Annotated in this window: 9 protein-coding genes; 7 read left to right on the top strand and 2 right to left on the bottom strand. The window is 68.6% G+C overall.

The window, feature by feature from the left end:
* Window positions 1–43: 43 nt before the first annotated feature.
* Window positions 44–1,702, top strand: a complete 1,659-nt coding sequence (locus FHU38_RS24440; RefSeq protein WP_313886899.1) for a hypothetical protein — start codon at window positions 44–46, stop codon at window positions 1,700–1,702.
* Between the two features lie 2 nt (window positions 1,703–1,704).
* Here FHU38_RS24440 and FHU38_RS24445 read toward each other — a convergent pair whose 3' ends face one another.
* Window positions 1,705–2,520 carry an HAD family hydrolase gene (locus FHU38_RS24445; protein WP_167176815.1) on the bottom strand — a complete coding sequence of 272 codons (816 nt, stop codon included), beginning with the start codon at window positions 2,518–2,520 and terminating at the stop codon, window positions 1,705–1,707.
* Between the two features lie 67 nt (window positions 2,521–2,587).
* Here FHU38_RS24445 and FHU38_RS24450 point away from each other — a divergent pair, with 67 nt between their 5' ends.
* The 4 genes from FHU38_RS24450 (at window position 2,588) to FHU38_RS24465 (ending at window position 6,420) form a co-directional block, all read left to right on the top strand.
* Complete coding sequence (locus FHU38_RS24450) at window positions 2,588–3,469, top strand: LLM class flavin-dependent oxidoreductase (RefSeq protein WP_167176817.1); 882 nt, start codon at window positions 2,588–2,590, stop codon at window positions 3,467–3,469.
* 233 nt (window positions 3,470–3,702) lie between these two features.
* The gene (glf, locus tag FHU38_RS24455) at window positions 3,703–4,926 is read left to right on the top strand and encodes a UDP-galactopyranose mutase (RefSeq protein ID WP_313886900.1); all 1,224 of its coding nucleotides are present in this window, start codon (window positions 3,703–3,705) and stop codon (window positions 4,924–4,926) included.
* Window positions 4,919–5,491: a phosphatase PAP2 family protein gene (locus FHU38_RS24460; protein WP_167176821.1), complete on the top strand. Its 573-nt coding sequence runs from the start codon at window positions 4,919–4,921 to the stop codon at window positions 5,489–5,491. Before glf ends, FHU38_RS24460 begins: the two co-directional genes overlap by 8 nt.
* A complete protein-coding gene (locus FHU38_RS24465) occupies window positions 5,488–6,420 on the top strand; it encodes a decaprenyl-phosphate phosphoribosyltransferase (protein ID WP_167176823.1) in 933 nt (310 codons plus the stop codon). The genes FHU38_RS24460 and FHU38_RS24465 overlap by 4 nt, the downstream gene beginning before the upstream one ends.
* Here FHU38_RS24465 and FHU38_RS24470 read toward each other — a convergent pair.
* A complete protein-coding gene (locus FHU38_RS24470; RefSeq protein ID WP_167176825.1) occupies window positions 6,392–9,238 on the bottom strand; it encodes an arabinosyltransferase domain-containing protein in 2,847 nt (948 codons plus the stop codon). The genes FHU38_RS24465 and FHU38_RS24470 overlap by 29 nt on opposite strands.
* Window positions 9,239–9,282: 44 nt before the next feature.
* Between FHU38_RS24470 and FHU38_RS24475 the strand changes: the two genes are divergently transcribed.
* Entirely contained in the window at window positions 9,283–10,779 is a 1,497-nt protein-coding gene (locus FHU38_RS24475) for a hypothetical protein (RefSeq protein WP_243852759.1), read from the top strand.
* Window positions 10,780–10,867: 88 nt separating this feature from the next.
* Complete coding sequence (locus FHU38_RS24480; RefSeq protein WP_167176829.1) at window positions 10,868–13,030, top strand: hypothetical protein; 2,163 nt, start codon at window positions 10,868–10,870, stop codon at window positions 13,028–13,030.
* Window positions 13,031–13,037: the final 7 nt, after the last annotated feature.

The raw sequence follows: 13,037 nt of genomic DNA on the forward strand, positions 1-13,037 counted from the left end.
CGCAGCGGCGGTGGCCTCCGTGCGAAGGGCGGGGTGGGCAGTGGTGACTGTCACGATCGGAGCGTGGTTGGCGCTCGCCGCCGTTCTGGTGGTGGCGTGGCCCCGCCTCAACGCCGAGGCAGGCTGGCGGGCCACCACCATGGCACTCACCCTGGCGTTCTCACTCGCGCACCAGCTGCTCTACTCGACGATCGCGGAAGACGCGTTCGTCACCTTCCGCTACGCGCGCAACATCGCTGACGGCTACGGGCCGGTGTTCAACCCGGGTGAGCGCGTCGAGGGCTACTCCAACTTCCTGTGGCTGGTGCTGATCACCCTGCCGCGGGCCATGTTTGGTGGCAGTGTCGTCACCGGCGCGGTCGTGCTCGGCGTGCTGTGCACACTCAGCGCCGTGCTCCTTTCGTACTTCCTGGTCAACCGCGTCGTCGCGGACGCGCAGCGTGGCGGCGCCGGTATGCGCGGACTGGGTGTAGTGGCCGCGGTGTTGACAGCGGGCGCCAGTTCGCTGGCCGCCTACGGCCCTTCGGGACTGGAAACGTCACTGTTCGTGCTGCTCGTGCTCAGTGTGTGCTACGCGGTTGCCGCGCAACGGCCGGTGGTGGCCGGAGTACTCGCGGCGCTCGCCGCGATGACGAGGCCTGACGGGCTGGTCGTCGCCGTGGTGGTGGGCCTGTGGCTGGCGGTGCGCGCCGCGCGCGGGCACACCACGGCATGGGCGCCCTCGGCCTATGCGTTGGGTGCGCTCGTGTTGCTGGTGCCGTGGACAGCGTGGCGCCTGACCTTCTACGACCACCCTGCGGGCAGCGCGCTCTCGCCAGCCGAACGGCTGGGTGCGGGATGGGACTACCTGGCGGGCTTCGCGCTGGCGTACCAGGCGTTCCTACTGCTTTCGGCGGCGGCCGTCGCGATGTTGCTCACCCGACGCAGGGCGAAAGACCCGGCCTCGGTCCGCGCCAGGGCCGTGGTGTGGCTACCACTGCTGCTCGCGGTGGTGCAGTCGATGTTCGTGGTCTACGCGGGTGGCGATCCGATGCCTGCCTGGCGGCTGCTGGCCGCCGTACCGCCACTGCTGGCGGTGGCCGTGACGGCGGCGTACGGAATCGGCATAGGTGCGCCTTCCGTTCCTTCCCCGAAGCCACGGGCCGTCGCGCTCGCGCGCCGCAGAACGGTGCCAGTTGCCGCCGCCGCGGTGTGTGGGCTGTCGCTGGTGGTCACCACCGGGCACCCGCGCATGCTGCCGGCCATGCACGAGTGGCGAACGGCGACAGGCCAGCTGGAGCAGATCGGCGGCTGGCTGGGCGAGAACCTGCCATCGGGCAGCGTTGTGAGTGCCTACAGGCCCGGCGCGCTGGCATACCGGGCGGGGCCCGCGCTGGTTGTCGTGGCCGCGAGCGGGCGAACGGACGGACACCTCGACACGCGAGCCCAGCGGCCGTCGGCGGGTGCGGCGGCCTACCCTGCGCGCGACGACAACTACCCGGTCAGCAGGATGCCGCTGGTCGCGGTGGACACCGACACCGGATACACCGGTGAGCAGCACTGCGGCCTCAACCCGGCCTTCGCCGGGCTGTACGAGGTGGCGAGCTTCCGGCGTGCCGATACCGAGCAGTGGGTCTCGCTGTACGTACGGCGCGACGCCAAGCGAAGCGTCCTCGAGCTGCTCGAAGCTGACCACGCGTACCGCTACGTGCCGTGCGCCTGAGGTCAGAACCAGCGTTCCAGCACCTGGGCGACACCGTCCTCGGAGTTGGGGCCGGTGACCTCGTCCGCGACGTCGAGCACAAGGGGATGCCCGTTGGCCATCGCCACGCCGTGCCCCGACCAGCGCAGCATCGCCACGTCGTTGGGCATGTCACCGAAGGCGATGGTGTGTTCTGCCGCCACGTCCATGCGCCGCGCCACAGCCGCCAGCCCGGTGGCCTTGGTGACGCCGTGCGCGGCGAGTTCGATCAGCCCGCCACCGGAGGAGAAGGTGATGTCCACGGTGCCGTCGAGCACCGTGCGCGCGGCCATCGCCATCTCATCCGAAGTCATCTTCTTGTGGCTGACCAATAGTTTCACGGCAGGGAACCCCAGCACCTCCGCCCTCGAGGTGACGGACCCCTCGCCGTCCCCCCACGGATTGTGGTACTCGCTCTCGATCACGAAGGTGCGCACATCTGGGTCCACGGCTTTCGTGCCGATGCGTTCCGCCGCCAGCCTGCAGCCGGGGATGGCGAAGTCGAGCGCTTCGGCGACGTCGTGCAGCAGCATCGGGTCGAGCAGTCCGTGGACATCGACCACGCGGTCGGCCCCGATGTCGTACAGCACGGCTCCGTTCGCGCACACCGCGTAGCCGTCCAGCCCGGCCTCCTCGGCCACGCCCGGAATCCACCGAGGTGGGCGGCCACTCACCAACACGACGGGCGAACCCGCTTCGACAGCCCTGCCGACGGTTTCCACGGTGCGTTTCGTCACCTGCTCCAGCGGTGAGAGCAGGGTGCCGTCGACGTCTGAGGCGATAAGCCGGGGTTTCTCCACACCAACCAGTTTTACAGAGCATGCCCGTCCGGTGACCTCCTCACAGCCACCGATAGCGTGTGGCGGCGTGCGTGTAGGCATCGTGATTCTCCCGGAGGACAGGTGGTGGGCCGCCGAACCCAAGTGGCGGGCCGCAGAGGAATACGGTTTCGATCACGCCTGGACCTACGACCACCTTGGTTGGCGCTCGTTGGTCGACGGTCCGTGGTTCAGTGCGCTGCCCACGCTCACCGCTGCGGCGATGGTGACCTCCAGAATCCGGCTCGGCACCTTCGTGGCCTCCCCGAACTTCCGTCACCCCGTGCCGTTCACCCGCGAGCTCATCACCCTCGACGACCTCAGTGACGGCAGGTTCGTGCTCGGCGTCGGGTCGGGTGGCGGTGGCTACGACGTCGAGGTGTTCGGCCAACCTGGGCTGTCGGCCGGGCAGCGGGCCGACCGGTTCGCCGAGTTCGTCGAGGCGCTGGACGGCCTGTTGCGTACCGACGGCTTCGACTACTCCGGTGAGCACTACACCGCGCGCGGTGCGCGCAACCTCCCCGGACCCGTGCAGCGGCCGCGGCCACCGTTCCTGATCGCCGCGAACGGTCCGCGAGGGATGCGACTGGCCACCCGGTTCGGTGACGGTTGGGTGACCAACGGCAACCCCGCTGACAGCCAGGACGAGTGGTGGCGCTCCGTTCGGGAACTGAAGGAGCGGTTCGAGGCGGGGCTGGCCGAAGCGGGGCGCGATCCCGCCGGTGTTCATCGCTACCTGAGCCTGGATTCGGCTCCGGTGTTCTCGTTGTCCAGCGTCGACGCCTTCGCCGAGGCGGCAGGCAGGGCCGGCGAGCTGGGGTTCACCGATGTCGTGGCGCACTGGCCACGCAGTGAACCGCCCTACTGCGGCCACGAGTCGGTGCTGGAGCAGGTCGCGGACGAGTTGTTGCCGACGCTGCGGGAGCGGTGAACGCGCTGATGTCTAGCCCGAACGGGTGAGGATCGGGTTTTCGGGAACCACTCGCCTCTCGCTCGCGTCGATCCGGTCACGGACTACCGCGAAGGCCACCCGGGGGTGCTGGGGGCCTCGTGGCCCTCGTGAGGCGGGGTAGGGCGCGGAGGTTTGGCGGGTTTGTGAAAACATCACCCCCAACCATGGCCTCGCCGCACGAGGGCCACGGCTCGCCGGTAGCCTCTTCGGTCGTGAGCACGGAGACGAATCCCACAGACCTTACCGAAGCCGCATTCGCCGGTTTCGACCTGATCGTCGTCGGATCGGGTTTCTTCGGCCTGACGGTGGCGGAGCGGGCGGCGAGTCAGCTCGACAAGCGCGTTCTCGTGCTCGAGCGGCGGGAACACATCGGCGGCAACGCCTACTCCGAACCGGAGCCCGAGACCGGGATCGAGGTGCACCGCTACGGCGCTCACCTGTTCCACACTTCCAACAAGCGAGTGTGGGACTACGTGAACCAGTTCACCGACTTCACGAACTACCAGCACCGGGTGTTCGCCAAGTACCAGGGACAGGTCTACACCTTCCCGATGAACTTGCACCTCATCAACCAGTTCTTCGGCAAGTCCCACAGCCCGGACGAGGCGCGCGCGCTGATCGCCGAACAGTCCAGCGAGATCGACACCAAGGACGCGCAGAACCTTGAGGAGAAGGCCGTCTCGCTGATCGGTCGCCCGCTGTACGAGGCGTTCGTGCGGGGCTACACCGCGAAGCAGTGGCAGACCGACCCCAAGGAGCTGTCGGCGTCGATCATCACCCGGCTGCCGGTCCGCTACAACTTCAACAACCGCTACTTCAACGACACCTACGAAGGCCTTCCCGTCGACGGCTACACCGCGTGGCTGGAGCGGATGGCCGAGCACCCGAACATCGAGGTGCGGCTGAACGTGGACTACTTCGCCGTCCGCGACCTCATCCCGCAGGGCACACCGACCGTCTACACCGGTCCGCTCGACCGCTACTTCGACTACCGCGAGGGCAGGCTCGGCTGGCGTACGCTCGACTTCGAGCAGGAAGTCGTTCCCACCGGCGACTTCCAGGGAACCTCGGTGATGAACTACAACGACATCGAGGTGCCCTACACCCGGATTCACGAATTCCGGCACTTCCACCCCGAGCGCGAGTACCCCGAGGACAAGACCGTGATCGTGCGTGAGTACTCGCGGTTCGCCTCCGACGACGACGAGCCGTACTACCCGATCAACACAGCGGAGGACAGGGCGAAGCTGGAGAGCTACCGCGAACTCGCCCGCAAGGAGGCCCGTGAGCGCAACGTGCTCTTCGGCGGGCGGCTCGGTACCTACAAGTACCTGGACATGCACATGGCCATCGGGTCGGCACTGTCCATGTTCGACAACAAGATCGCCCCGCACCTGACCGAGGGCGCGCCGCTGGACGGATCGATCGATGCTTGAGAAGGACCCTACGGCGAAGCCGGGCGTCGACGCCCGCCCCGCCCATCCCGAACTGTCCGGTGAACTCGCCGTGCTCGCGGGTGTGCAGCGGGCCATGGCTCGCCCCGCCACCGTTCGGGCGGCTCGCGGGCTTTCCCACTTCGGCGAGCACAGCGCGGGGTGGTTCGCGTTGGGCTTGCTCGGCGCGGCCGTCGACAGCAAGCGCCGCAAGGACTGGCTGACCGCCGCGGCGGGCGTCGTCGGCGCCCACGCCGCCTCCATCGCGGTCAAGCGGGTGGTACGCCGCCCCCGCCCTGACCACCCGGAGGTGAAGGTGGGTGTGGGTACGCCGAGCAAGCTGAGCTTCCCGTCCTCACACGCGACCTCCACCACCGCCGCGGCGGTGCTGTACTCCGGAATGACGGGCCGTAACCTCGTGCCCGCGCTCGTGCCGCCGATGCTGGCCTCCCGGCTGGTCCTCGGCGTTCATTACCCGACAGACGTGGTCGTCGGAGCGGCGCTTGGCGGCGCCGTCGGCGGCCTCCTGCGCCGCAGGCTGAACTCACGGAAGCGGAAACCACGATGAGTGAGACCACCGAGCATGCCGAAGTGAGCGACAGCGCTCTGGCAGGCAAGAAGGGTCCGGTCGGGACCGTCTTCGGGGTGTTGAAGACGGCGCGGCCACGGCAGTGGGTGAAGAACGTACTGGTGCTGGCCGCACCGTTCACGGCGGGCCAGATCACCAACCTTGACGTGCTGCGCGACGCGGCGGTCGCCTTCGTGGCGTTCTCGCTCGTGGCGTCCTCGGTCTACCTCATCAACGACGCCGTCGACGTCGAGGCCGATCGCGCGCACCCGACGAAGCGCAACCGGCCCATCGCGGCCGGGATCGTGCCCATCCCGGTCGCCTACGTGTCCGCTGTCGCGTTCTTCGCCGCGGGCTGCGCGGTGAGTCTACTGGCCGACTGGCGGCTGCTCATCGTGTTGCTGATCTACCAGGCCATCCAACTGGGATACTGCTTCGGGCTCAAGCACCAGCCCGTCGTCGACCTGGCGATCGTTGGCTCGGGCTTCCTCATGCGGCTCATCGCGGGTGGTGTCGCCACCGGTATCAGCCTCTCGCAGTGGTTCTTGCTGGTGACCGCGTTCGGCTCGCTGTTCATGGTGGCGGGCAAGCGCTACGCCGAGATCATGCTGTTCGAGCGCACTGGCGCGAAGATCCGGTCGTCGCTCAAGAAGTATTCCGCGAGCTACCTGCGGTTCGTCTGGGCGACCTCCGCCGCGATACTGATCATGTCCTACAGCCTGTGGGCCTTCGAGCAGCAGCAGCGCGTACCCGGCACCATTTGGAGCGTCATCTCCATGGTCCCGTTCGTCATCGCCGTCCTGCGTTACGCGGTGGACGTCGACGGGGGCAACGCGGGCGAGCCGGAGGAGATCGCCCTGCGCGACCGCGTGCTGCAGGTGCTCGGTGCCTCCTGGGTCGTCACTCTGGTGTTCTCCTACTACCTGTGACCAGCGAGTCCCGCATCGGCACCGGATAGTCGAGCCGGAACACGCTTATCGGTTCCACCAGCTTGTCGCCGCGCAGATAGGTCGGGACGGGTGTCTGCGCGGCGAGCTGGAGCAGCGGCACGTACGGTCCACCCGCGCCCGCGACGAACGACATGCTGCCGAGCCTGCGGATGCTAGGTCCAGAGGCGAACCGGTACCGCACCGGCTCGACGATCCCGTCCGCCAGCGCGGCAGGCTGCCTGCACGGCAGCAGGAAGGCGTCGATCCAGTCCACCGCGACCGGCTCGGTGATCGGGATGTAATCGCTCAGTGGCACCACCTCGGGCAGCCGTGGTGCGCCCACGGCGATCCAGCCTTCGCCGTCACGTTCGTCGGTGGCGAGTACGCGGACCAGCCGCGCGTGGCCGGGCGCGAAGCGCGCGTCACGCCATTCCCCTTCGCGGTCGAGCCGCAGGCTCAGTTCCCTTTCCACCTGGCCGTCGGCGTCGGCGAACTGCACCTTCGCCGAGACGAGTCCCTGCCCGCCCACCGGCACGACCAGTGGCGGCGCGTCGGCCGAGGCGGCCCGCTCTGGCAGGCTGTACCAGCCCGTCGTCACCGACCCCGCGCCGCCACCGCTGCCCCACACCGGGGCGACCTCGGTGCCGTACGGCCGCACCGGCGCGACGTCTTCGGGAAAGCCGCCGTTGACGGTGAACCCGCTCAACCGGGCCCGCTCACCGGCGTTCACCGGCCGCAGCAGACCAGCCGCCAGGTCGGGCTCCACGTCCAGCCAGTCCTCGACACCGCAGCTTCCGCCGCCAAGCGCCGCGATGTTGGACCGGCCCATCGTGTAGGTGTCCCAGCGGGGCACCATCGCGTACGCCATGGTGCCGACCTCGAGCAGCACCGTGCCCGCCGCCGCGAGCGTCAGGAACACGCCGGGTGAGCGAACCAGTGACCGGCCCACACCGACCAGCCCCACCAGCGCGAGCGACACACCGCCGACCAGGACGACGTCGGCGAGATCGATGCCGAGGAAGCCGGGCGGCACAGTGGACCACTTGACGTTGAGGTTGGCGATGTACCACCAGCGCACCGGCACGGCCAGCGCGACAGCGGCCGTCACGGCGATGGCCACGACCAGCAGCGAGCGCTGCCACGCCCTGCGCAGCGCGCCGCTGGCGACCGTGTGCACCAGCGCGGCCGCGAGGATGGTGGCCACCCCACCCACGGCGCCGAAGTGGTGGGTGTACTTGGTGGGTGTGAACGCGAGGGCGAGGAAGAACAGCGCACCCACGATCAGCAGCCTGCGGGTCGGCGCGGCCGCCAGGCCCCTCACCCGCCGGGTCAGCAACAGCACCGCCAGCGCCGCCGTTGAAAGCCACAACAGCAGCAGCGGCATCCGCCGGTTCAGCCCGCCCTGTAGCGGATCGAACACGTCCTGGTAGCGCTCGCCCTCATCGAGCACCCCGAAACTGGGTCCGATGGCGGTGCGCACCTCGGTGGAGTGCAGCACGGCGGAAAGCGACTGGTCGAAGAACATGAGCAGCAGCGCGCCCGCGCCGGAACCGAGCAACACCGGCAACGAGACCGGCCAGTGTGCACGTACCAGCCGGATCACACCGGGCAGTGCCGCCACGAACGGTGCCAGCGCCACCAGGCCGGTCGGGGTCACCGCGACCGTCGCCCCGGCCGCCAGCACCCCCGCCGCCAGCGGGGTGAGTGCCAGTGTCGCGACGGCCCTTTCGACGAGGGCGAACACGACCAGCGTGCCGAACATGACCCACGGTTCCGGGCGCAGGCCGATCCCGAACTGCACGTACCACGCCAGGAACACCACGCAGGCCGTCCAGCGTGCGGCCGCCCGTGGCCCGGTCGCCAGCCTGCGCAACAGCAGCCGATCGATGAGCAGCCACAGCGCCAGGCCCAGCAGTACCGACGGCACCCGCATCCACCACGCGTCGCCGCTGACCTCGACGAACGGTCGGTACAGCTCGTAGAACCAGCTGAACGGCGCCTCCGGTGCGTTGAACCACCGGAAGTAGTTGCCGACGAAGCCGGTGTCGTCGGCGGCCTTCAGCATCGCGATGATGTAGCCGTCGTCCACGGTCGGCGACCCGATCACCGCCCAGGCCGCCAGCACCAGGGCCACCACCGCGTCGGCGAGCCGAGGTCGCCACCAGCCGACAGGCAGCAGCCGCACGTGCCTGACCCTGGCCGCCTCCCACCGGCTAAGCAGCATCAGCATGGCAAGTAACCCCGCCACCGTCACCGCGCCGAGGGCGAGCTTCACCGCGCTCGGGCTCGTCTCGTACCGGGTGTCCGGCACGACTGTCACGCGCAGCGAACCGGCCGAGGCGAGGTCGGTGTGCAGGCTGTTCACCACCGGTCGTGCCTGGGTGTGGCCGGCGACGACGCCGTCGATGTTCACGGTGGTGCCACCGGAGTCGGAGTGCACCGACGCGACGCAGTCCGCGCCGACCGGCCGCGACATCACGGAATGGTCGCCGACCTGCGCGGATAGTGTGTCGTGGCTGACCTTGAGGGTGAGTCCCGCACTAGTGTGCTGGTCGACGTCCAGGTTGTCCGTGGTGGTGGACAGCACCGTCGACACCGTCGAGTTCTCACCCAGCGCCACGACGTCGGCACAGCCGAACTCCACGTCCATCCGGTCGGGCTCGTAGGGGAACAGAGGTAATGCCGTGCTCGAAGTGTCCGGTCCCGAGGGCCACTCGTACGTCGTGACGTCCTGCTCGACGGGGGCGAGGACGAACAGCACGGCGGTCAGTGCTGACAGCGTCCCAAGACCCGCGATCACCCAGCGATGAAAGGTCACCGTTGGACCCTAGAGAAGGCGCGGTCTGGAGCATGAAAAGGGCCATGCCGAGCTGGGCCCTCCCGCTGGGATCGGCCGCGGTGGCGCTGGCCGCGTTCCTGCTCGTGAAGGACAGCCTGACCGACGACGCCTACATCACCCTGGCCTACGCCAAGAACCTCGCCGTGCACGGCGAGTGGGCTCTGGTCCCCGGGATGCCGTCGAACTCGGCGACCTCCCCGCTCAACGTGTTGCTGCTCGGTTCCCTTACTGCGGTGACGAGGCTGTTCGGCACCGGGCCGCACCCGGTGCTCGCGCTCGGTGTGCTCAGTGTCGGTTCCGCGGCCGTGCTCGGATGGGGATGGGCGAGGCTGGCGGCGGCACTGCGGTTCTCGACCGCGGTCGCGTTCCTCGGCGCGGTCCTCGTGCTGGTGAACCCGTTCGTGCTGTCCGCGATCGGGCTCGAGGTGCTGCTGATCCCGACCTTGCTCGTGCTGCTGACGGTGTTCGCCACAGACGAACGTCCGCTGCTGTACGGCGCTGTGTCCGGCCTGGCGTTGCTGACCAGGCCAGACCTCATTGTTTTCGTGGTTGTCATCGCGTTGAGCACCCCCGCGATCAGGCGCGGGCTGCTCCGCCCGGCGCTGGTCGCGATCGCTGTCGCGGCTGCCTGGTACCTGTTCAGTTGGTTCGCGTTCGGTTCGGCGCTGCCGGACACGCTCGTCATCAAGCAGGCGCAGGCGGACCTGTTCGGCCGGTGGAGCTTCTTCAGCGGCCCCGCCATGTACTACCTCAGCCGCAGCGTCGTCGTGCTGCTGTCGTTCGGGCCCGCGCTCGTCGGGGTGCTCGCCTGGTTCGCCCTCGTCGCCGTGCGGTTCTCGGCGCGATGGGAACGGTTCCCGCCCGTCGGTGCGCTGGCCGGGCTCGGCGCAGGCGGCATCGCGCACTACATCGCGTACTCGCTGCTGGACGTCGGCCCCTACCACTGGTACTACGCCACCCCGATCACTTCGCTCGGCATGTTCGCGGTCGCGGCACTGGGAGTGTGGCTGGCTCGCTCCAGGGACCGCGAGGTGTTGCTCTCACGCGGCCCGCTGACCGCGCTCGGGGCCGTCGCCCTGCTGCTGTTCGGGGCTGTGGCGGTCGACGTCAAGCAGGGTGTGCCGTGGCGCTCGCCCGTCATCTTCGGCAACTGGGCGAGCGCGCAGGACTATGCCCGCGTCGGCCGCGAACTGAAGGACCGTGTCGGTGAGGCGACGGTGCGTTCACCAGGGGAGATCGGCACGCTGGCCTACTACTGCGAGTGCTCGATCGTGGATCCGTTCTCCGACCGCGGTTACGTCACCGACATGGTCAAGGAAAGGATCGACGAAGCGGGTCCGGTCACTTCAGCTCTGCTGCGGCTGAACTACCTGTGGTTCGACTACTCGCGCGAGCCGCGCCCGCTGGACTACCGGTTGCTGTACGAGCGAGGTCCCGGCGGTGGCCGCAACACCTGGCAGGTGTACTCGGCCGCACGTGGTGTCGGCCATTTCACGCTGGTGCCCGCCGAAGGACGCTGATCACTAAGAAGTGGTAACCGTTGCCCCACCCGATCGAGGTGGTGATTTCCCGGGTAGCTTACGGGCAAAACCGGACGGTTGGGGAGACATGACCACGACAGCCGACACGGAGAGCGAAGGCAAGGCGGAGCGGATGGCGCAACCGGCGCCTGAGGGAGCGCCCCGCGACAGGCGCGGTTTCCTTGGACGGCGTGACCCGCTGGCGTGGTCGGTCGCCGCACTCGCCCTGCTGCTCGGTGGCGTGTTCGTCTTGGTCGATCTCGCCTACAACCAGGGCAATCTGATCGCCCCTATCGACGATGCCTACATCCATTTGCAGTACGGCAGGCAGCTCGGCTCAGGTCACCCGTTCCAGTACAACACCGGCGACCCGGTCAGCACCGGCGCCAGCAGCCTGCTGTACGCCTTCGTGCTCGGCGCGGGCTACGCGATCGGGTTCAAGGGCGGTCTCTTTCTGCCGTTCGCGGTGTCGTTGGGCATCGTGTGCTTCGCAGGGTCCGCCGCCTTCACCTACCGGCTCGGCAGGCTGTTCGCCGGCCGTGCCGTCGGTGTGTGGGCGGGCGTGCTCACTGCGGTCAGCGGCCCGCTGCTGTGGGGTGCGGCCAGCGGGATGGAGGTCGGCCTCACCGCGGTGTTGCTTACCGGTTCGGTGTTGGCTTTCACCAGGGAACGGCCGAAGGGGCGTTTCCTGTACACGCCGGTGGTAGCGGCCCTGCTCGCGCTGGTGAGGCCGGAGGGCATGTTCTTCGCGATCGCCCTCACCGCCGCCATGGTGTGGACGATCTTCGCGGCGCGCAAGGCGGGCATGGTCCGCACCCGCACGGTGCCCGCCTTCGCGGTGTGGGGCCTGCTGCCGGTGGCCGCCGGTGTCGGGCAGTACCTCTTCTACAAGCTGGCGACCGGCACGTTCACCGCGAACGGCGTGCGATCCAAGTCGCACCTGTACAACGACCCGATCCTGTACGTCGGCGACTTCGTCGACCGGACGGTGGCGAACGTGCGAGGACTCGTCGGCTCGTTCACCGCGCTCGACAACACCGATTTCGCATTCCCCGGTGCTCTGCTGCTGTTCTTCGTCGGTCTTGGCTACCTGCTGGCCACCCGGGTGGAGTGGCGGCCGCTGCTGGCGGCGATCGCGGTCGGCTTCGCGGTCGTCGTGGTTTCGGCGTCCACTCTCGAAACCGCACTCATCCACGAGCTGCGCTACTTCCAGCCGTTCCTACCGCTGTTCGTACTGTTCACGGTGTGCGGTGGCTACGCGCTCACCCGCCTTGTGCCGCAGGAGCGCTCCAGAGGGATCGCGCTGCACTCGCTGTTGCTGGTGGTGCTGCTGTTCTCGCTGGCCGCGCTGCCGACGTGGGCCGTCCGGCTCGGCAGGGAGTCGGCCACCATTCGCGACACCGACGTCTCGGTGGGTGCCTGGATCAACGGCAACCTGCCGGAAGACGCCATCGTGGGTGTCAAGGACGTCGGTGCCATTGCCTACTTTGGCGAGCGGCGAGTGGTGGACACCATCGGACTCGCCACCAACGGGTTCGCCGAACCCAGCAACAACGGCCCCGGCAGCCTGTACGAGGCGTTGCGGGACCTGCCGCAGGGGCAGCGACCCGGCTACTTCGCCGTGTACGAGCCGTGGCCGGGCACCGACATGCAGCCGTTCGTCGATGCCGGCGTGTTCCGCACACCCGCACTGACGGTCTTCCCCGTGCGGACACCACCGGACCTCAACGGCGGCCGCATCGTGCCGTTCACCGATACCAAGGTGTACCGGGCCGACTGGTCGCTGGCAGGCAGCGGTGATCGGGCTCCCGTCCCGGGTGACGTCAGGGATTACCTGAACGCGGGTTCGCTGGACAGCGAAGCCGCGCACGGCTACGAGGTCAGCATGCAGCAGCCCGGCCTGCAGCCGTACACGGTGCTACGCCGTGAGGGCGATGTGGTGGACAGCGGGCGCATCATCGTCGGAGGGGAGCGGTTCACGGCGGGCAACCTCTCACCGGGGCAGCCACTCACCATCGCGACGCGCGTGTTCGCCACCGGGCAGATGCACGAGGTTCGCGTGCTGGTCGACGGCCAGGACGCGGGTGTGTGGCGGTTCAGCCAGCGGCAGGACGGCTGGACCGTGGACGAGTTCACCGTGCCCGGTGAGCTGGTGTCCTCGCCCACGGTCTCCGTCGAGTTGAAGCCCGTGCGGCCGTTCCTGAGCCCGTACCCGGAGTACACCTCGTTCGGGTACTGGTTCGTGCAGTGAAGCCCAG

It is taken from the genome of Saccharomonospora amisosensis (assembly GCF_011761185.1).
Taxonomy (GTDB): Bacteria; Actinomycetota; Actinomycetes; order Mycobacteriales; family Pseudonocardiaceae; genus Saccharomonospora_A; species Saccharomonospora_A amisosensis.

Excerpts from the sequence above, each read along its gene's own strand:
- FHU38_RS24460 (WP_167176821.1), top strand. The coding sequence starts at position 4,919 with ATGCTTGAGAAGGACCCTACGGCGAAGCCGGGCGTCGACGCCCGCCCC.
- FHU38_RS24465 (WP_167176823.1), top strand. The coding sequence starts at position 5,488 with ATGAGTGAGACCACCGAGCATGCCGAAGTGAGCGACAGCGCTCTGGCA.
- FHU38_RS24475 (WP_243852759.1), top strand. The coding sequence starts at position 9,283 with ATGCCGAGCTGGGCCCTCCCGCTGGGATCGGCCGCGGTGGCGCTGGCC.
- FHU38_RS24480 (WP_167176829.1), top strand. The coding sequence starts at position 10,868 with ATGACCACGACAGCCGACACGGAGAGCGAAGGCAAGGCGGAGCGGATG.